At 71.5% G+C, this 19,924-nt stretch carries 16 protein-coding genes; 7 read left to right on the forward strand and 9 right to left on the reverse strand.

Annotated elements, in window-relative coordinates; translation table 11 throughout:
• Window position 1: 1 nt before the first annotated feature.
• The 4 genes from CP984_RS14335 to CP984_RS14350 form a co-directional block, all read right to left on the reverse strand.
• Entirely contained in the window at window positions 2–1,492 is a 1,491-nt protein-coding gene (locus CP984_RS14335) for a GntP family permease (protein WP_003985463.1), read from the reverse strand.
• Between the two features lie 125 nt (window positions 1,493–1,617).
• Entirely contained in the window at window positions 1,618–2,028 is a 411-nt protein-coding gene (locus tag CP984_RS14340; RefSeq protein WP_003985464.1) for a RidA family protein, read from the reverse strand.
• A 12-nt stretch (window positions 2,029–2,040) separates the two neighbouring features.
• A complete protein-coding gene (locus CP984_RS14345; RefSeq protein ID WP_003985465.1) occupies window positions 2,041–2,799 on the reverse strand; it encodes an IclR family transcriptional regulator in 759 nt (252 codons plus the stop codon).
• Window positions 2,796–3,995, reverse strand: coding sequence for a sugar kinase (locus tag CP984_RS14350; RefSeq protein WP_003985466.1), 1,200 nt, complete (start codon window positions 3,993–3,995; stop codon window positions 2,796–2,798). Before CP984_RS14350 ends, CP984_RS14345 begins: the two co-directional genes overlap by 4 nt.
• Before the next feature lie 153 nt (window positions 3,996–4,148).
• On the opposite strand from CP984_RS14350, the gene CP984_RS14355 reads away from it, so the two are divergent.
• Together CP984_RS14355 and CP984_RS14360 are read left to right on the forward strand one after the other, a co-directional pair.
• Window positions 4,149–5,489, forward strand: coding sequence for an amino acid deaminase (locus CP984_RS14355; RefSeq protein ID WP_003985467.1), 1,341 nt, complete (start codon window positions 4,149–4,151; stop codon window positions 5,487–5,489).
• Window positions 5,490–5,709: 220 nt separating this feature from the next.
• A complete protein-coding gene (locus CP984_RS14360) occupies window positions 5,710–7,326 on the forward strand; it encodes an N-acyl-D-amino-acid deacylase family protein (RefSeq protein ID WP_003985468.1) in 1,617 nt (538 codons plus the stop codon).
• Here CP984_RS14360 and CP984_RS14365 read toward each other — a convergent pair.
• Complete coding sequence (locus tag CP984_RS14365; RefSeq protein WP_226048656.1) at window positions 7,262–9,106, reverse strand: P-loop NTPase fold protein; 1,845 nt, start codon at window positions 9,104–9,106, stop codon at window positions 7,262–7,264. The two genes, CP984_RS14360 and CP984_RS14365, sit on opposite strands and share 65 nt — an antisense overlap.
• 261 nt (window positions 9,107–9,367) lie before the next feature.
• Between CP984_RS14365 and CP984_RS14370 the strand changes: the two genes are divergently transcribed.
• Both CP984_RS14370 and CP984_RS14375 read left to right on the forward strand, forming a co-directional pair.
• Entirely contained in the window at window positions 9,368–10,579 is a 1,212-nt protein-coding gene (locus CP984_RS14370; RefSeq protein ID WP_003985470.1) for a pyridoxal phosphate-dependent aminotransferase, read from the forward strand.
• Window positions 10,580–10,693: 114 nt separating this feature from the next.
• Entirely contained in the window at window positions 10,694–11,110 is a 417-nt protein-coding gene (locus tag CP984_RS14375) for an SCO4983 family protein (RefSeq protein ID WP_030181664.1), read from the forward strand.
• Between the two features lie 119 nt (window positions 11,111–11,229).
• On the opposite strand, the gene CP984_RS14380 is transcribed toward CP984_RS14375, so the two are convergent.
• Complete coding sequence (locus CP984_RS14380; RefSeq protein ID WP_003986743.1) at window positions 11,230–13,053, reverse strand: phosphoenolpyruvate carboxykinase (GTP); 1,824 nt, start codon at window positions 13,051–13,053, stop codon at window positions 11,230–11,232.
• Window positions 13,054–13,296: 243 nt separating this feature from the next.
• On the opposite strand from CP984_RS14380, the gene trhA reads away from it, so the two are divergent.
• Together trhA and CP984_RS14390 are read left to right on the forward strand one after the other, a co-directional pair.
• Window positions 13,297–14,034 carry a PAQR family membrane homeostasis protein TrhA gene (trhA, locus tag CP984_RS14385; protein ID WP_003986742.1) on the forward strand — a complete coding sequence of 246 codons (738 nt, stop codon included), beginning with the start codon at window positions 13,297–13,299 and terminating at the stop codon, window positions 14,032–14,034.
• A 412-nt stretch (window positions 14,035–14,446) separates the two neighbouring features.
• Window positions 14,447–15,079 (forward strand): TetR/AcrR family transcriptional regulator, encoded by a 633-nt coding sequence (locus tag CP984_RS14390; RefSeq protein WP_003986741.1) that lies wholly within the window; start codon window positions 14,447–14,449, stop codon window positions 15,077–15,079.
• A gap of 126 nt (window positions 15,080–15,205) precedes the next feature.
• Here CP984_RS14390 and CP984_RS14395 read toward each other — a convergent pair whose 3' ends face one another.
• From CP984_RS14395 to CP984_RS14405, 3 genes are all read right to left on the reverse strand, one after another.
• Window positions 15,206–15,676: a MerR family transcriptional regulator gene (locus CP984_RS14395; protein WP_003986740.1), complete on the reverse strand. Its 471-nt coding sequence runs from the start codon at window positions 15,674–15,676 to the stop codon at window positions 15,206–15,208.
• 149 nt (window positions 15,677–15,825) lie between these two features.
• On the reverse strand, window positions 15,826–16,851 hold the full coding sequence (locus tag CP984_RS14400) for an MDR family NADP-dependent oxidoreductase (protein ID WP_003986738.1): 1,026 nt from the start codon (window positions 16,849–16,851) through the stop codon (window positions 15,826–15,828).
• An 88-nt stretch (window positions 16,852–16,939) separates the two neighbouring features.
• A complete protein-coding gene (locus CP984_RS14405) occupies window positions 16,940–18,976 on the reverse strand; it encodes a thioredoxin domain-containing protein (RefSeq protein WP_030181661.1) in 2,037 nt (678 codons plus the stop codon).
• 157 nt (window positions 18,977–19,133) lie between these two features.
• Between CP984_RS14405 and CP984_RS14410 the strand changes: the two genes are divergently transcribed.
• Window positions 19,134–19,700 carry a Uma2 family endonuclease gene (locus tag CP984_RS14410; protein WP_030181660.1) on the forward strand — a complete coding sequence of 189 codons (567 nt, stop codon included), beginning with the start codon at window positions 19,134–19,136 and terminating at the stop codon, window positions 19,698–19,700.
• Window positions 19,701–19,924: the final 224 nt, after the last annotated feature.

Consider the following 19,924-nt stretch of genomic DNA (forward strand, 5'->3'; position numbering starts at 1 on the left):
CCTACACCACCAACCCCACCCCCACCGCCACCAAAAACCCCACCACCGACAGCACCGTCTCCAACACCGTCCACGACTTCAACGTGTCGCGTTCGGAGATGCCGAAGTACTTGGCGACCATCCAGAAGCCGCCGTCGTTGACGTGGGAGGCGAAGATCGAGCCGGCTGAGATGGCCATGATGATCAGGGCCAGGTGGGGCTGGGAGAGGTGTTGGCCGTCTATCAGGGGGAGGACGATGCCGGCGGTGGTGACGATGGCTACGGTTGCCGAGCCCTGGGCTACTCGGAGGACCACCGAGACCAGCCAGGCGAGCAGGATGACGGGGAGGCCGACGTTGTGGAAGGTGTCGGAGAGGGCGTCGGCCACGCCGCTGCCCTTGAGGACGGCGCCGAAGATGCCGCCCGCGCCGACCACCAGGAGGATGTTGCCGACCGGCTTGAGGGACGCGGTGGAGACGGTTTCCAGGGACTTGCGGGACCAGCCTCGGCGGATGCCCAGGAGGTAGTACGCGAGGAGCAGGGCGATCGTCAGGGCTACGAAGGGGTTGCCGAAGAACTCGACCACCGAGCGGAGGGTGGAGGGATCCAGGGCGATCGAGGAGAAGGTGGCGAGGAGGATCAGGACGAGCGGGGTGCCGATGATGGCGAGGACGGTGCCCAGGGCGACCGGCTTTTCGTGGGGCCGGACGCCTGCTGCCGTCTGTTCGGCGATCACCGCGGCTCGGGACTCCTCGGCCGCCTCGACCATGTCCTGCGGTACGGGGACGAAGATCCGCTTGCCGATCCACGCGGCGTAGGCCCAGGCGGCCAGGACGGCGGGGATGCCGCAGACGATGCCCATGAGGATGATCCAGCCGAGGTCCACCTTGAACAGGCCGGCGGCGGCGACCGGGCCGGGGTGGGGCGGCAGGAACGCGTGGGTCATGGAGAGGCCGGCGAGCAACGGCATGCAGTAGAGGAGGATGCTTTTGCCGCTTCGTTTGGCTGCCGCGTAGACGATGGGCGCGAGGACGAAGATGCCTACGTCGAAGAAGACGGGGATGCCGAAGATCAGGCCGGTGAGGCCCATGGCCAGGGGGGCGCGGCGTTCGCCGAAGAGGCCGAGCAGGCGCGCGCTCAATACCTCGGCTCCGCCGGAGACTTCGAGGATCGCGCCGAGCATGGTGCCCAGGCCGATGATGATGGCGACGTGGCCCAGGATGCCGCCCATGCCGCTCTCGATGAGGGAGGGGAGGCTGGATTTCTGGACTGTGCCGAAGAGTTCGGTGACGGACAAGCCTGCCGCCAGGCCTACGGCTATGGAGACGCCCAGCAGCGCTACGAACGGCTGGAGGCGGACTTTGATGATGAGGAAGAGGAGAAGGAGGATTCCCAGGGCGGCGACGGTGAGCAGCCCGGGGGTACCCGGTATGAGGGCGAGCAGGCCGCCGGTGTGGGGTGGCGCCGGTGGTGCGGCGGGGGCCGCGGCAGCGGCGAGGGCAGCGTGGACCATGTGGTGACTCCGTTGTCAGACAGGGTGGTTCCAGGCAGGGGGGACCGCGGCACGGCGCCCCGGGCGTGCGGGGCGCCGCACCGTGCGGCGGGTTCAGCGGCGGTAACGGCAAGGGGGTGTCCCGGTCAGCCCAGCACCGCGAGGGCGTCGATCTCGATGAGCAGGCCCTTGGGGAGGCCGACGTACACGGTCGTACGGGCGGCCGGCGCTTCCTTCAGGCCCTCGGCCTCGAAGTACGCGTTGTAGATCTCGTTCATCTCGGCGAAGTGGTCGACGTCGGTGAGGTAGACGCGCATCATCATGACGTCGTCCCAGGTCGCGCCGCCTTCCTCCAGGATCGCCTTGACGTTGGCGAAGGTCTGGAGCGTCTGCTCGCGCAGGGTGGGGCCGGCCGGGGTGGGGGCCTGGCCCTCGACGGCGGGCAGGAAGCCGACCTGGCCGGCGACCTGGAGGATGTTGCCCTTCTTCACGCCGTGCGAGAACTTGGCGGGCGGGGTGGTGTGGGTGGCGGGGGTGAGGGCGGTCTTCTCGGTCATGGTCAGGCTTCCTTACTGGTCCTTCTGCGGGGTGGTGCCGGAGTACTCCCGGCTGATGGCGTCCGCGGTACGGCGTACCGACGGAAGCAGGGTGAGGAGTTCCTCGGCCGTGACGACCACGTTCGGCGCGGACACCGACATGGCGGCGACGACCCGGCCGTCCGCGCCGCGGATGGGGGCCCCGACGCAGTTGATGGACTCCTCGTGGCCGCCGAGGTCGGTGGCCCAGCCCTGTTCGCGCACCTTGGCCAGTTCGGCGAGGAACGCCGTGGCGTTGGGTGTCGAACGGGACGTGTAGAGGGGGTAGTCGAGCTTTTCGGCAAGCGCGCGGCGCTCGGCCTCGGGCAGGTCAGCCAGCAGCAGCTTGGCGACGGCCGCGACGGTGATGGCGACGGGTTTGCCGATGCGCGAGTACATCCGTACGGGGTAGCGGCTCTCGACCTTGTCGATGTAGAGGACCTCGTTCTCCTCGTACACCGCGAGGTGCACCGTGTGCCCGCACTTCTCGTTCAGCTCGACCAGGTGCGGATGGGCGATCTCGCGTACGTCCAGGTTCTCCACGGCCTGCTGGGCGAGGGCGAAGAGCCGGGCGCCGAGGCGGTAGCGCTGGTCGCCCTGCCGGTAGACCATGCCGTGCTCGTGGAGCGTGCGCAGCAGCCGCAGCGCGGTGGACTTGTGCACGCCGAGGCGGCCGGCCACCTGTTCCAGGTTGGCCGGACCCTCCGCCAGCAGCGGCAGGATGCTCAGTGCGCGGTCGACTGTCTGACTCATCGTGTACGGACCTCCACCCGTGGGTTGTGCACCCCGTGGCTGGTGGTGTCGCCGTTGCGGTCGGTGGGTGTGTCACCGTCGGTCGTCCAGCCGGGGCCGAGTCGCAGTCTCCCCCAGGCGGCGGGGTCGAGGCCCGCAAGGTGGTCGGCGAGGTCGCGGGACGGGGGTGTGCCGAGGTCGCCGGGGACGGTGAGAGAGGCGGCGGCCATGAGGTGGCCGTGCCGGATGCGCTCGAACACGGGCAGGTCGCGGAGGGTGGCGGAGAGGAATCCGGCGGCGAAGGCGTCGCCCGCGCCGACGGGCGCGACCACCTCGACCGCGAGGGCGGGCGCGGTGGTGAGCGTGTCGGTGCCGTCGGACTGGCGGGCGTATGCGGTGGCGCCGTGGGCGCCTTGTTTGACGACGAGGACGGCGGGTTCGGGCAGCGCTTCGCGCAGGGCTTCCGGCCCGTGCAGGTCCCAGGCGGCCGCGGCCTCGTCCTCGCCGACGAAGACCAGGTCGCAGCGGCGGGCGAGGTCGAGGACGATCTCGGGGCCGCGTACGGTGCGGTCCTGCCAGAGGCCGACGCGGTAGTTGACGTCGAAGGAGACGAGCGGGCGCCCGGGGGACGGCGCGGTGAGGGTGCGCAGCACGTCGAGGCAGCTGTCGGACAGGGCGGCGGTGATGCCGGTGAGGTGCAGGACGCGGGTGTCGCGCAGTACGTCGTGGTCGAGCAGGTCGGGGGCCATGGCGGAGGCGGCGGATCCGGCGCGGTAGTACGCCACCTCGGCCTCGCCGGCGGCCGTCCGCGTACCGGTGGCGCGTTCGCCCGCCGTACGGAAGTAGACGCCGGTGGGGCGGTGCGGGTCGCGCTGGACGTGGGAGACGTCCACGCCGCAGGCGGCGACGGCCGCGCGCAGGTGGTCGCCGAAGGCGTCGGCGCCGACGCGGGAGATCCATCGGGTGCGGTGGCCGGTGCGGGCGAGGGCGCAGGCGACGTTGGACTCGGCGCCGCCGATGCCGCGTTCGAAGAGGGTTACGTCGGCGAGCCGCCCGGGTTCGGTGGGCATGAAGGTGACCATGGATTCGCCGAGGCAGACGACGTCGGTGCCCGGTCCGCCGGGCCCGGTGCCGTCCGGCGCGCCGGCGCCTTGCGGCGTGTTACCGCCGTCCGTCGTGTCGGTGCCATCGGTGCGGTCGTTCTGGGACGTGGTCACGATCTCCTGCACTCCTTTGCGTACGGGCTCGTTGAGCCGTTCCGCGACGTGTTGCGCACCATTGACCCGGCGATGGCTCGGATGTTAGACAGCTGTAAGCGATATGCGCAATGGGTGTTGCACACAGTGCAACATGATCTGGAGGAGGCCCCCATGGCCGCCGCGCCCCACGCCGACCGCAGCGCCACCGGTGCCGCGTCCGGCGCCGACGCAGCCACCGCCGCCCGGCACGCGAAGACCCTCGCGGACGAACGCGTCGACCACCGCTTCAAGGGGCTTCCCCCGGACGCGGACGGCCGTACCGTCGGCGAGCTCGCGGCGGAGCGGCGGAACCTGTTCACCGGCGGCTTCACCACCCCCGTCCTCGCCCTGTCCGCCGAATCGCTGGAGCACAACCTCGCGCTGCTGGAGAGCTACGCCGAGCGGCACGGCCTGGCCTTCGCCCCGCACGGCAAGACCTCGATGGCCCCGCAGCTCTTCGCCGGCCAGCTGGCCCGCGGCGCCTGGGGCATCACCGCCGCCGTCCCCCACCAGGCCCGCGTCTACCGCGCCTACGGCATCCAGCGGATCTTCCTCGCCAACGAGGTCGTCGACGCCGTCGCGCTGCGCTGGCTCGCCGCCGAACTGGACGCCGACCCCGGCTTCCGCTGCGTCTGCTACGTCGACTCGCTGCGCGGCATCGAGCTGATGGACGCCGCCCTGCGCGAGGCGGGCGCCACCCGCCCGCTGGACGTGGTGATCGAACTGGCCGCGGGCGAGGGCGCGCGGACCGGTGTCCGTACCGACGCCGAGTGCTTCGAACTGGCCGACGCCGTCGCGGGCGTGGACACGCTGCGCCTGGTCGGCATCGCCGGGTACGAGGGCGAGGTGCCCGACGCCACGCACGAGCGGGTGACGGCCTGGCTGCGCCGTCTCCTCGCGCTGACCGTGTCCTTCGACCGGACCGGGCGCTTCGCCGACCTGGAGGAGATCGTGCTCAGCGCGGGCGGCAGCGCCTGGTTCGACGCGGTCGCCGAGGTCTTCGCCGAGGCGCCCGAACTGTCCCGGCCGCTGCTGAAGCTGCTGCGCTCCGGCGCGTACGTCTCCCACGACGACGGCCACTACCGCCGCATCACCCCCTTCAACCGCGTCCCGGACGAGGGCGCCCTGCGGCCCGCCTTCCGCCTGTGGGCGCAGGTCGTCTCCCGCCCGACCCCCGAGCAGGCGTTCCTGAACGCGGGCAAGCGGGACGCGGCGTACGACCTCGACCTGCCGCAGGCCCAGGTCGTACGGTCCGGCCGGGACGGCGGCGAGCGGCCGGCGGACGGGATCACCATCACCGGGCTCTCCGACCAGCACGCCTGGGTCCGTACGGAGCGGGGCGACGCCCTGGAGGTCGGCGACTGGGTCGGCCTGGGGCTGTCGCACCCGTGCACGTCCTTCGACAAGTGGCAGCTGATCCCGGTGGCCGAGGCGGACGGCACGGTCGTGGATTACGTCCGTACGTTCTTCTGAGGCGGCCCCATCACGGCCCCGTACCACCGGGGCCCCACGATCCCGGCGCGGAGCACCACCCCCGAGCCCCGCGCCGAGCGCCGGGGGCATCCCCCTGCCCCCGGGCGCGCCAGGTCCCCGCTCCGGTGCACCCCCCTTTCGCCGGAGCGGGGGCCGTACGCCATGGCCGCACGCCGCGGCCCGGCCCCGGCCTTTGTTCGACAGGAAAGGCAGTTCGGTCATGGACACCGTGGTCCGCGACGTACGCGTCATCGACGGCTCCGGCACCCCCTCCTACCGGGCGGACGTCGCCCTCGACGGCGGCCGGATCGCCGAGATCCGCCGGGAGACGGACTCCGGGCCGCGCCCCGGCGCCGCACGCGTCGTGGACGGCGCGGGCCTGGCCCTCTCCCCCGGCTTCATCGACATGCACGCGCACAGCGACCTGGCGCTGCTGCGCGACCCGGCACACGAGGCGAAGGCCGCGCAGGGCGTCACCCTCGAAGTCATCGGGCAGGACGGCCTGTCGTACGCACCGGTCGACGACCGTACGCTCGCCGAGGTACGCGCCCAGATCACCGGCTGGAACGGGGACGGCTCGGACATCGACTTCAGCTGGCGCACGGTCGGCGAGTACCTGGACCGCCTCGACCACGGCTTCGGCGGTCAGGGCATCGCCGTCAACGCGGCGTACCTCGTCCCGCAGGGCACCGTACGGATGCTGGCGCTCGGCTGGGAGGACCGCGCGGCCACGCCCGGCGAACTGGCCCGGATGCGGCAGCTGGTCGCGGAGGGCCTGGAGCAGGGCGCCGTCGGGCTGTCCTCGGGCCTCACCTACACCCCCGGCATGTACGCGGACGACGCCGAACTCACCGAGCTGTGCCGGGTCGTGGCGCGCTACGGCGGCTATTACTGCCCGCACCACCGCTCATACGGGGCGGGCGCCCTGGAGGCGTACGCGGAGATGGTCGGCCTGACGCGCCAGGCGGGCTGCGCCCTGCACCTCGCCCACGCCACCATGAACTTCGGCGTGAACAAGGGCCGCGCCCCCGAACTCCTCGCCCTCCTGGACGAGGCCCTGGCGTCGGGCGCGGACATCACCCTCGACACGTACCCGTACACGCCCGGCTGTACGACGCTGGTCGCCATGCTGCCGAGCTGGGCGAGCGAGGGCGGTCCCGAGGCGATCCTGGCGCGGCTGCGGGACGACGCGACGGCGGAGCGCATCCGGCACGTCATGGAGGTGGAGGGCGCGGACGGCTGCCACGGCGTGCCGATCGAGTGGGACACCATCGAGATCTCCGGCGTCTCGGACCCCGCGCTGGCGGACCACGTCGGCCGGACGGTCGCCGCGTCGGCGCGGGAGCGCGGCGAGGCGCCGTGGACGACGGCCCGGCGGCTGCTGCTCCAGGACCGGCTCGGCCCGACGATCCTCCAGCACGTCGGCCACGAGGAGAACGTCCGCGCGATCATGCGCCACCCGGTGCACACCGGCGGCAGCGACGGCATCCTCCAGGGCGCCAAGCCGCACCCGCGGGCGTACGGCACGTTCCCGAAGTACCTGGGGACCTACGCGCGGGAGCTGGGCGTGCTGTCGCTGGAGGAGTGCGTGGCGCATCTGACCGGGCGCCCGGCGGCGCGGCTGCGGCTGCCCGACCGCGGTCTTGTCCGCGAGGGGTACCGCGCCGACCTGGTCCTCTTCGACCCGGACACGGTCGCCGCCGGCTCCACCTTCGACGCGCCGCGCACCCTGCCGACGGGCATTGCGCACGTCCTGATCGACGGGCGGTTCGTCATCGAGGACGGGCGGCGGACGGATGTACTGGCGGGGCGTACGGTGCAGCGAACGCGCCCCTGATCAGCCGGATCAGCTCGTCCGCGTCGGCCGCGACGCCCAGTGCGCCCAGGTCCCGGGCGGTGTCCTGGCGGGCGGGGGTGACCCGGCCGGCGAAGAAGACGACGGGGCCGGTGTAGCGCTCGTCCCGGCGCAGGGCCGCCACGTGGGTGAAACCGGCCCGGTCGTCCGTGCCGCGGGCGATGTCGGAGATGATCAGGGACGGCACCCGGGCGGCGATGGCGGCGTCGGCGGCAGCGGAGTCCACCGCTGTCTCCACGGTCGCCCCCTCCCGGCGGAACCAGGCGGCCAAGGAAGTGTTGTTCTCGGGGCGGTCGTCGACCCACAGGATCGTGCGTCCGGCGAGGGGCGCTTGCGGATCGAAGTCCGGGAAGCCGGCCCCGCGCCGTACGACGATGCCGGTCCGCGCGTCCGGTATCGCCCCGGCCCCGATGTCCGGCTCCCGCTGCGGCGCCGCCACCAGCGCGGGCGCGCCCTCGCGCAGCCTGCGCACCAGTTTCTCGGAGCGCGGCAGGCCGAGCAGGCCGTCGAGCAGCGAGTTGAACGCGGCGTCGGTGACCATGTCGGGGAAGACGGTGGGCAGTTCGCGTTCCAGCCGCTCCAGGACGGCGTACGGGTCTGTCAGGCTCTGTGGCACATCGCGCTGCGCCAGAAAGGCTTCGACCATCGGCCGCTCCTCGTCGGGCACAGGCGCCGACGTCCGCAACAGCGTCCGCACCCGCCGGTACGTACAGAAGTCCGCGACCACATCCCCCTCATCGGCCCCCGGCGGGCTGGTCATCATCCGGTAGAAGTCGGCGTAGAAGTACTGGATCAGCAGGGTGCGCAGCACCGCCTCCGGCGGGTGGTCGGCCCACATCGGATTCAGGGTGGCTTCCAGGACGAAGCCGTTGACCAGCCGTTTGATGCGGCGCGGGTTGCGGGCCGAGCGCTCGGCGAGCAGGTCGACCAGGGGCTCGTCGAGGAGTTGCTCGATCCCGGCGGTGCGCGCGCACCGCGCGATGTACTCCCGTACGTCCTGGCCGTCGGCCACCGGGATGCGGTAGCTGGTCTGGAAGATCTTCTCCATGAAGGCGGTGCCGGCCGGGGACAGGTCGCGCAGCAGGCCGCTCGGCCCCATCACGGAGCGGTCGCAGCCGATGACGAACGCCAGTCCCGGTACGTCCAGGTAGACCTTGACCGCCTCGCACACCGCCAGCACCGTCTCCTCGGAGCAGCGGTCCAGGTCGTCGATGAAGACGACGAGCATCCGGCGCGGCGAGTAGGCCGCGTTCTGGGACCACTCCTGGGCCAGGTCGCGGATCGCGTCGCGCATCTCGTTACGCGCCTGGGAGTTGACGGACAGGCTGCTCCACAGTTCGTCGACCAGCCCGGCGGCGCCGAGCGGGCCCGCCGCGACGGTGGCGAGCGCCCGCAGGACGCGCAGCAGGGCCCGCTGTTCGGAGACCCGGTGCAGGGCCCGTCGCAGCAGCCGCCGGTCGAAGCGCATCAGCACCGACTTGATCAGCCCTTCCAGGGCGTCCGCGCCGGTCGAGGTCCAGGCGTTGTACCAGACGGTGTGTACCTCGGGCGCCGTCGTCAGCTCCGCGTCGACCAGGCGCATCAGGCTGCTCTTGCCCATGCCCCACCCCGCGTCCACGGCGAGGGTGAAGGGGGTGGAGGCCCGGGAGGCGAGCAGCAGGTCGGCGAGTTGCCGGGCGGCGCGGCCCGCGCCCAGCAGGTCGCCTCCGGCGGAGTCCACCGGCTCGTCGTTGAGCAGCGAGAGCCGCTGCGTGGATGACACGATGTCGCCCCCGTGATCGGTGCCGGTGGTGCGGCCCGCGCCGGGCACCGGCGCTCAGTGCCGTGGTGCGCGCCTCCCCGTGCGCGCACCCGCCGGGAGCGTACGGCAGTACGCCCGCCAACGGAGCCCCGTGCGCCCCGTCCACCACCGGGACGGCACGTTCCGCACCGTCACGACGGGTGACCAAACCCACACCCTCCGGCCCCCGAAGGTGAACAAGAACACCAGGCAGGGCGTATTACGCGCCCGTAAGGTGGCGGCATGCAGGTGATCCAGTCAACGAAGCTCGCCAACGTCTGCTACGAGATCCGGGGGCCGGTCCTTGAGGAGGCGATGCGGCTCGAGGCAGCGGGACACCGCATCCTCAAGCTGAACACCGGAAACCCGGCGGCCTTCGGTTTCGAGTGCCCGCCGGAGATCCTGGAGGACATCCTCCGCACCGTCGGCACGGCGCACGGCTACGGCGACGCCAAGGGCCTGCTCTCCGCCCGGCGCGCGGTCATGCAGCACTACCAGACCAAGGGCATCGAGCTGTCGGTCGACGACATCTACCTCGGCAACGGCGTCTCCGAGCTGATCCAGATGTCGATGCAGGCGCTGCTGGACGACGGCGACGAGGTGCTCGTACCGGCCCCGGACTACCCGCTGTGGACGGCCGCGGTCTCGCTGTCGGGCGGTACGGCGGTGCACTACCGCTGCGACGAGCAGGCCGACTGGATGCCGGACCTCGCCGACATCGAGCGCAAGGTCACCGACCGCACCAAGGCCCTCGTCGTCATCAACCCGAACAACCCGACCGGCGCGGTCTACGACGACGAGATGCTGCGCGGCCTCGCCGAGATCGCCCGCCGGCACAACCTGATCGTCTGCGCCGACGAGATCTACGACAAGATCCTCTACGACGGCGTCACCCACACCCCGTTCGCCGCGATCGCCCCCGACCTGCTGACCCTGACCTTCAACGGGCTCTCGAAGTCCTACCGGGTGGCGGGCTACCGCAGCGGCTGGCTGGCGGTCTGCGGCCCCAAGGCGCACGCCGCCTCCTACATCGAGGGCCTGACGATCCTCGCCAACATGCGGCTGTGCGCGAACATGCCCGCCCAGCACGCCGTGGCCACCGCCCTCGGCGGCCGGCAGTCGATCAACGACCTGGTCCTGCCGGGCGGCCGGCTGCTGGAACAGCGCGATGCCGCATACGAGCTGCTCACCCAGATCCCCGGCGTCACCTGCACCAAGCCGAAGGGCGCGCTCTACGCCTTCCCGCGGCTGGACCCGAAGGTCTACAAGATCAAGGACGACCGGCAGATGGTGCTGGACCTGCTGCGCGCCGAGAAGATCATGATCGTGCACGGCACCGGCTTCAACTGGCCCGAGCCGGACCACTTCCGCCTGGTCACCCTGCCGAACAAGGACGATCTGACGGACGCGGTGACGCGCATCGGCACGTTCCTGGACGGCTACGGGCAGTACTGAGCGCGTCCCGGGCGGACGCCACGCCCGCGATTCCGACTGTACGGATCACAACTTTAGACAGCGTCTAAGCTAGGATGGTCTCCTAGCCGTTGCGCGTTGCCAGGAGGCCATCCCATGTACGAACCGATCCGCACCAAGTCGGTCCACTCCATGGCCGCCGACCAGGACGTCCCGCACCGCTCCCGCGCGGAGGAACTGGACATCCGGCTCGCCGGCCATCTGACCGCGCTGCTCACCGTCACCGACGAACTGCGCGCCACCGTGCCCGACCCCGCGCTGGACGACGCCGCCGAGCGCATCGCCGAGCAGGTCACCCGGCTGCGCGGCGGGGCGTATCCGCTGCGGGCCGCGCCGAGCGGCGGCGGCGACCCGGCCCGCGCGCCCCGGCTGCACCGGCGGGCGCGGATGCTGGCCGGCAGCGCCCTCGCAGTGGCCACCTCGCGGGCCGACGGCGCCGCCGCCGCGCTGGCGGCCGAGCGCATGGAGGCCCATGAGCTCGGCTCGGCGGTGCAGGAGCTGGCCACGGCCTGAGGCCCCCTACGAGCAAAGACGGCCGGAGCCACGTGTTCGTGCACGTGGCCCCGGCCGTCGACCGTGGCGGTCCGGTGCGCGTTCGCGACTGCGTACGCGCACCGGACCGTTTCGCCGTACTAGCCCAGTCGGCGTACGAGCGCGTGGTACTCGTCCCACAGCTCCTTCGGCGTGTGGTCACCGAAGGTGTTCAGGTGCTCGGGGGTCAGCGCCGCCTCCTCGCGCCACACGTCCTTGTCGACGGTGAGCAGGAAGTCGAGGTCCGCGTCGGCCAGGTCGAGGCCGTCGGTGTCCAGCGACTCCTTCGTCGGCAGGATGCCGATCGGGGTCTCGACGCCGTCGGCCTTGCCGTCCAGGCGCTCGACGATCCACTTGAGCACCCGGCTGTTCTCGCCGAAGCCCGGCCACACGAAACGGCCCGCGTCGTCCTTGCGGAACCAGTTCACGTAGTAGATCTTCGGCAGCTTCGCCTGGTCCTTGTCCGCGCCGACCTTGATCCAGTGGCCCATGTAGTCGCCCATGTTGTAGCCGCAGAACGGCAGCATGGCGAACGGGTCCCGGCGCAGCTCGCCGACCTTGCCCTCGGCGGCCGCGGTCTTCTCGCTCGCCACGTTCGCGCCGAGGAAGACACCGTGCTGCCAGGTCAGCGACTCGGTCACCAGCGGTACGGCGCTGGCGCGGCGGCCGCCGAAGAGGATGGCCGAGATCGGCACGCCCTTGGGGTCCTCCCACTCGGGCGCGATGATCGGGCACTGCCCGGCCGGCACGGTGAAGCGGGCGTTGGGGTGGGCCGCCGGCGTCTCCGACTCCGGGGTCCAGTCGTTGCCCTTCCAGTCGGTCAGGTGCGCGGGCTTCTCCTTGGTCATGCCCTCCCACCACACGTCGCCGTCGTCGGTCAGCGCGACGTTGGTGAAGACCGAGTTGCCCCAGAGGGTCTTCATCGCGTTGGCGTTGGTGTCCTCACCGGTGCCGGGCGCGACGCCGAAGAAACCGGCCTCGGGGTTGATCGCGTACAGGCGGCCGTCCTCGCCGAAGCGCATCCAGGCGATGTCGTCGCCGATGGTCTCGACCGTCCAGCCGGAGATCGTGGGCTCCAGCATCGCCAGGTTGGTCTTGCCGCAGGCGCTCGGGAACGCGGCGGCGACGTACTTCGACTCCCCCTGCGGCGGGGTGAGCTTGAGGATGAGCATGTGCTCGGCGAGCCAGCCCTCGTCGCGGGCCATGACCGAGGCGATGCGCAGCGCGTAGCACTTCTTGCCCAGCAGGGCGTTGCCGCCGTAGCCGGAGCCGAAGGACCAGATCTCGCGGTCCTCGGGGAAGTGCGAGATGTACTTGGTCGAGTTGCACGGCCATGGCACGTCGGTCTCGCCGTCGGCGAGCGGGGCGCCGAGGGTGTGCACGGCCTTCACGAAGAACCCGTCCGTCCCCAGTTCGTCGAGGACGGCCTGACCCATCCGGGTCATGGTGCGCATCGAGACGGCGACGTACGCCGAGTCGGTGATCTCCACGCCGAGCGCGGAGAGCGGGGAGCCGAGCGGGCCCATACAGAACGGGACGACGTACATCGTCCGGCCGCGCATCGCGCCACGGAAGATGCCCTGCGCACCGGTGAAGATGTCGCGCATCTCCGCCGGGGCCTTCCAGTGGTTGGTCGGGCCCGCGTCCTCCTCCTTCTCGGAGCAGATGAACGTGCGGTCCTCCACCCGGGCGACGTCCGACGGATCGGACGCGGCGTAGTACGAGTTGGGGCGCTTGATCGGGTCCAGCTTCGTGAAGGTGCCCTTGGCGACGAGCTCCTCGCACAGGCGCTCGTACTCCGCCTCCGAGCCGTCGCACCACACGACACGGTCCGGCTCGGTGATGGCTGCGATCTCATCGACCCAGGAGATCAGCTCCTGGTGGTTGGTCGGGACGGGGGAGGGAGCCGCGTTGTCGCGCGCCACGATCGCTCCTAGATGAGGGTTTGGTCGGACCACTGTCTGCGCACATGCCGGCAGAGCCCGCTTTTTGATGGTGTCTGCCCCTTGGGGGCTGCGACCCGGATGCTTCGCGACCGCTCATCCGGTGCCGACCGCACTCATTTGATCATCCGACCCCGATCCACATCTGTCCAGAGGAGGTTCTCGTGACCGTCACCACTTCCGGACCAATCCGTAACTTACGGTTGCGTAGGTAGCATTGCGGCCATGACTTCCGCGCCCGACGCCGCCGAAAGCCGCCCTTCCCCCGTGACCAGCGCGGCCGCCGACGCAGTCTCCGCGGTCGCCGCGGTGGCCGCGGTGGCCGCGCCACTCAAGCCCAAGCTGCGGGGCTGGCTGCACGCGGGGATGTTCCCCGCCGCCCTCTTCTCCGGTGTGGTGCTCACGGCCCTGGCCGACAGCACCCGCGGCCGGATCGCCTGCGCCGTCTACACCCTCTCGGCCTGTCTGCTCTTCGGGGTCAGCGCCCTGTACCACCGGGGCAATTGGGGCCCGCGCACCGGAGCAGTCCTGCGCCGACTGGATCACGCCAATATTTTCCTGATCATCGCGGGCACCTACACCCCGCTGACCATGCTGCTGGTCCCCGGCACCCGCGGGCAGATACTCCTGTGGGCCGTCTGGGCGGCCGCCCTCGCCGGCATCGTCTTCCGCGTCTTCTGGGTGGGCGCGCCACGCTGGCTCTACACCCCCTGCTACATCGCGCTCGGCTGGGCGGCCGTCTTCTTCCTGCCCGACTTCCTGCGCAAGGGCGGCATCGCCGTCCTCGTCCTCGTCATCGTCGGCGGCGTCCTCTACAGCGCCGGCGGCATCATCTACGGCATCAAGCGACCCAACCCCTCACCGCGCTGGTTCGGTTTCCACGAGGTCTTCCACTCGCTGACGCTGGCGGCGTTCATCGTGCACTACGTCGGCATCTCATTGGTGGCCTATACGCACGCCTGAGGCGCCCGGCGCGGCATCCGGCCCGCCCGCGGTCCCTCTTCCACCCCGCGCGCCGGCACCCTCACCGCGCCGGCGCGCACCCCTTCCGCCCATGCGTGGCCGCGGTCTCGACGCCGCGGCCACTTGCCATGTCAGGGCGGCCACCCCGGCCAGCACCAGCGCGACCACCGCGGCCGTGCCCCCGACGAGGAACCCTCCGACGCAGAGCGCTGCCGCGAACACGGCGAACACATCGATGGCGGTACGCATACCCGCAACACCCCCTCCAAGCATCACTGACGGTGACCTTGCACTCGCCACAGCGTTACACACGCCACTGACAAACCACAGCCCTCGGGCGAGCAAGGAGGCGTCAAGGGCGGGGTGGGGCGGTCGATGCGGGCCGGACGGCCCGCTCCGGGCATGCCCGACAATGACCTTCATGGCCTCTGCACAGAGATCCGCCGCGCGGCCCACCGCACCCAAGGCCGGGCTGCGCGAGCGGAAGAAGATCCAGACCCGGCAGGCGATCCGCCGGGCCGCCTACCGGCTCTTCGAGGAGCAGGGGTACGACGCGACCCCGGTCGACCGGATCGCCGAGGCCGCCGACGTCTCCCCCAGCACGGTCTTCCGCTACTTCCCCACCAAGGAAGACATCGTGCTCACCGACGAGTACGACCCAATGTTGGAGGCCGAGCTGCGGGCCCGGCCCGCCGACGAGCCGATGATCGAGTCGCTCCGGCACGTCACCGTCGAGGCGCTGCGGCGGATCACCGTGGAAGAGCGCACCGAACTGGTCCAGCGCGCCCGCCTCATGCGGGAGGTGCCGGCGATCCGCGGCCGGATGGCGGAGAACACCGCGCGGGACACCGACATGATCAGCGCCGTACTGGCGGAACGGTCCGGCCGGCCCGCGGACGACCTGGAGATCCGGGTGATCGCGGCGGCCCTCCTGGCGGCCCTCCAGGAGGCGCTGATGCGCTGGGTCGCGGACGGGCAGCGGGACGATCTCGAAGGGCTGATCGACCGGGCGATGGACGTGCTGGCGCGGGGACTGCGGTTCTGAGGGGCGGACCTGGCCTTCGCGCCTTGGACGCGGGCCCTTCGGAGCGTGCGCGCTACTCCCCGGACACGGCCCCTTCGGAACCGTACGCACCACTCCCCGGGCGCAGCCCCTTCGAGCCCGTCCGCCTCACTCCCTGAGTGCCCTCCCGTAAGGAGCCACCCGCCCCGGCTCCCTGGCCGCCGGTTCCCCGAGCTGCCGGGCCAGCCGGCCGCGCAGCATCGTCAGCCGCTCTATCCGGGCGTCCAGGTCGGCCAGCCGGCGGCGGGCCACCGCTTCCGCCGCGCGGCAGTCGTCACGTCCGGGGCCGTCCGCGAGGCCGTCCCCCGCGGCGTCGCGGGCGCCGTTCCCCGGGGCGAACAGCGCGGAGACGCCGCCCGGCGGCAACGAGTCCAGAAGCGGCGCGAACGAGCGGATGTCGCCCACCGTCAGCCCCGCGTCGAGCAGTTCGCGCACCGTACGCAGGCGGCGCACGTCCTCCGGCGCGTACACCCGGTGGCCGGACGGCGTGCGCCGGGCGGTCACCAGCCCCTGTTCCTCGTAGTAGCGCAGTGCCCTGGCCGTCATGCCCGCGGCGGCCGCGGCGTCCCCGATGCGCATCCGGTCCTCCCCCGACGGGGCCCGGCCGGTGGCGCCCCGTTGCGTACGTCGACTCACTCAGACCGTACGGCGTCGACCGGGGGCACGACCGGCGGGCCCGCGCCACGGGGGGTCTCCGCCACAGCCCCACGCGTACGCGGGGAACTCGCTCACAACTCCACGAGTACGGCCCCCATGTGCCGGCCCTCGATCAGCTCCATGAGGGCGCGCGGGGCCTCCTCGATGCCGTGCAGCCGCGTGTGCGGGAACGTGAGGGTGCCGTCCCGCAGACCGCGCCCGAACTGCTCGTTCCACTCGGGGATCAGGCTGAGGTGGTCGTAGAGCGCGATGCCCCGCAGGGTGATGCTGCGGGCGAGCAGCGACAGGGTGTCGATCTCGGTGGTGTGCGCCCCGGAGCCGGAGAGCTGGGCGGACAGCGCGCCGACGAGCGCGATACGGGCGCCGCGGTTGGCCAGCGCGATGGCGGCCTGCAACTGATCGCCGCCCACGTTGTCGAAGACCGCGTCCACGCCGTCGGGGGCGGCCGCGCGCAGCTGCTCCTCGATGGGGCCCGCACCGCGGATCACCGCAGCGTCGTAGCCCAGCTCCTTGACCAGGATGTCGGCCTTGCGCTGCGATCCCGTACTGCCGATGATCCGTACGGCGCCCCGCAGGCGGGCGATCTGCCCGGCCAGCGACCCCACGCCGCCGGCCGCGCCGGTCACGAACACCGTGTCGCCGGCGCGCACCTCGGCGCCTCGTACGACGCCCATGTAGGCGGTGGGCCCCTGGGAGAGGTACGCGGCCGGATCGGGCAGCAGGTCACGGTCCCGGCGCTGTACGGCGGCCGCGTCCACGAGGGCGTACTCCCGCCACCCGAAGTGGTGTTCCACCAGGTCACCGGGGGCGAAGTCGGTGCCGGGGGCCTCGACGACCTCGCCGATGGCCGAGCCGTGCAGCGGTTCACCGACCACGAAGGACGGCATCGGGACGGGGGTGACCTCGTCCATCAGCGTCCGCATCACGGCCGCGACGGCCATGGTCGTGTTGCGCACGAGCACCTGCCCCGGAGCCGGCCGGGGCACCGGCACCTCGGCCACCTCGAAGAGGTCGTCGGTGATCGGTCCCTGCGGACGGGCGGCCAGGCGGACTTCGCGGTGGGTGGCGGGCAGGCCGCCCTCGGTACGGTTCGTCATGCCGTCACGCTAGAACTTGACGCCCGCGTGAAGTACAAGTCGGCTGGTGGACCTAGGACTTTGGGCCGGGCGGCCCCACGGGCCTTCCTCAGCCCCGCAGCTTCTCCCCCAGCTCCTCCGGGTCCGTCGTCGGGCGCTCGCACGTGAAGTGGCGGCAGACGTACGCGGCGGGCCGGCCGTCGACCAGCGGGCGGTCCTTCAGGAGCGGCACCTCGTCCGAACCGGGCGCCCCGAGGGCGACCACCGCGCCGGGCGCGGTACCCAGAAGGGCGGCGCGGTGCAGCGCGCGGGTGGCCGGGTCGCCGTCCGGGCCGACGACCGCGACCTCGCGCGGCCCGTCCAGCGCCGCTTCGGCGACGGCCAGTCCCCACCCGATGAAGCGCGGCGCCCGGCCGCTCAGCGCCTTCACGACGCCCAGGGCGCGCTCGGCGGCCTCCCGGTGCGGGCCGCTGCCCGTCAGGGCCGCGTACGACAGGAGCGCGCCGGCCGCCGCGGTCCAGCCGGACGGCGTGGCGTTGTCGGTCGGGTCCTGGGGGCGGCGGATCAGCTGCTCGGCGTCGTCAGCGGTGTCGTACAGCGTGCCGTCCTCGGCGGTGAAGTGGACGATCACCGTATCCAGGAAGAGGCCCGCGAAGTCCACCCAGACGCCCTCCCCGGTGACCGAGGCGAGCGCGAGGAAGCCCTCGGCGACGTCCGCGTAGTCCTCCAGTACGCCGGAGTTGGCGCCGGCCACGCCGTCCCGCGAGGTGCGGTGCAGCCGCGCCTGCCAGTCCATGTGGACGCGGACGAGCAGGTCGGCGGCGTCCGTGGCGGCCTGCACCAGGTCCGGGCGGTCGAAGTAGGCGCCGGTCTCGGCGAGGGCGGCGATGGCCAGGCCGTTCCACGCGGCGACGACCTTGTCGTCCCGGCCGGGGCGCGGCCGGGAGTCGCGCGCCGCGCGCAGCCTCTCCTTGATGCTCGCGATGCGCTCGGCGTCCACCAGGTCGTCGGTGTCCGGGAGTTGCAGTACGGACGCGCCCTCCTCGAAGGTGCCCTCCTCCGTCACGCCGAAGTAGTGCGCGGCGACGGCAGCATCCTTCTCCCCCAGGACGGCACGCAGTTGCTCGGGCGTCCATACGTAGTACGCGCCCTCGACGTGCTTGCCACTGCCGTCATCGGAGTCCGCGTCCAAGGCGGAGGCGAACCCTCCCTCCTCCGTGCGCAGTTCACGCACCATGAAGTCGGCGGTCTCGACGGCGACGCGCCGGGCCAGGTCCGATCCGGTGACGCGCCACAGATGCGCGTACGTACGGCACAGCAGCGCGTTGTCGTAGAGCATCTTCTCGAAGTGCGGCACCGTCCACGTCGCGTCCACCGCGTACCGCGCGAAACCGCCGCCGAGCTGGTCGTAGATGCCGCCGCGGGCCATCGCCTCCGCGGTCGCCTGCACCATCTGGAGGGCCGCCTCGGACTCCGTACGGGCGTGATGGCGCAGCAGGAACTCCAGCGCCATGGACGGCGGGAACTTGGGCGCGCCCCCGAAGCCACCGTGCACGGCGTCGAAGTCCCTGGTCAAGGCCAGCAGCGCGGAAGCCAGATCCTCCGGCCCGGGCGGCACCTGACCACCCTTGGCCAGCGTTTCCGAGACCGACCGCGCCGACAGATCGGCAACAATCCGCCCGGCCACCTCGCCGACCTCGTCCCGACGCTCCGCCCAGGCGCCGCGCACGCCCTGAAGAATCTGCGGGAACGACGGCATGCCGTGGCGCGGGGCGGGCGGAAAGTACGTACCGAAGTAGAACGGCTCGGCATCAGGCGTCAAGAAGACCGTCATCGGCCACCCGCCCTGCCCCGTGGCGGCCTGCACCGCCTCCATGTACACCGCATCCACATCGGGCCGCTCCTCGCGGTCCACCTTCACGGCCACGAAGTGCTCATTGATCACCGCGGCAACGGCCTCGTCCTCGAAGCTCTCGTGGGCCATTACGTGGCACCAGTGGCACGCGGAGTAACCGACCGACAGCAGTACGGGCACATCGCGCCGCCGCGCTTCCTCGAAAGCCTCCGGTCCCCAAGGCCACCAGTCGACCGGATTGTCAGCGTGCTGAAGCAGATACGGCGAGGTCACACCAGCTAGCCGGTTCATGCGATCCAGCCTCTCACAACGCCCGGTCCCGTCCACGAGGCCCGCGGGGGCTCTGCCTCGCCCGGTCCCTTCCGCAATCGGCTGCCCCGGCATTGCAGGCCAGTAGGCTGAGCTCAGCAGCGCTGGAACTGTCGAGGATCCTCGAAGGAGGCACGCCATGACCGCCGAGATGGTGGCGCCCGCCTGGATGCACACCCAGATCAGCGCGGAGCAGTACGACTCCTGGTCCGAGGAACAGTGTGCCGGCATTGAAATCGTGGACGGGATGGTCGTCGTGAGCCCGAGCGCCTCCAAGCGGCACAATCGGCTGGCCCGGCTCCTGGCCAACGCATTGGACGCCGTCGCAGGCCCGGACTGGAACGCCGACACGGACTTCGATGTCCGTCTGCAGGACGTTCCGCTCACCAACCGCCGTCCGGACGTCATCGTCTACCGGGCGGACACCATCGACCTCACGCCCACCCGCCCCGAACACGTGCTCCTGGTCGTCGAGGTCGTATCGCCCGGCTCGGAAACCACGGACCGGATCGTGAAGGTGGCCCAGTACGCCAAGGCCGGCATCCCCTTCTACTGGCGCGTCGAACAGGCCGCCACCGGCGTCCCCATCGTCTACACCTACGTACTCGACCCCGCCACCAAGGCATACCGGGACGGCGAGATGTTCACCGGCGTGATCAAGGCTGCCGCGCCGTTCTCCGTGACTGTGGATCTGGGAACCATCTGACAGCGCCGGATACACGAGCAGGCATCGTGTCGGGCCGACTTCCCTGTTCGTGCAGCGGACGCCCCCGGTCGCGTCGCTCCGGGACCCCAGTGGCGAGGGCGATCCCCTGCTCACGGTTCAGGCGGTGGGTCCGCCCCGATCCCCCTCCCCACGGATACCCACCCCCCACCCACCGAGTTATCCACAGGACTGCCGCATCGCACGGGAAAGCGGAAGACTGGGGG

It is taken from the genome of Streptomyces rimosus, assembly GCF_008704655.1.
Classification (GTDB): domain Bacteria; phylum Actinomycetota; class Actinomycetes; order Streptomycetales; family Streptomycetaceae; genus Streptomyces; species Streptomyces rimosus.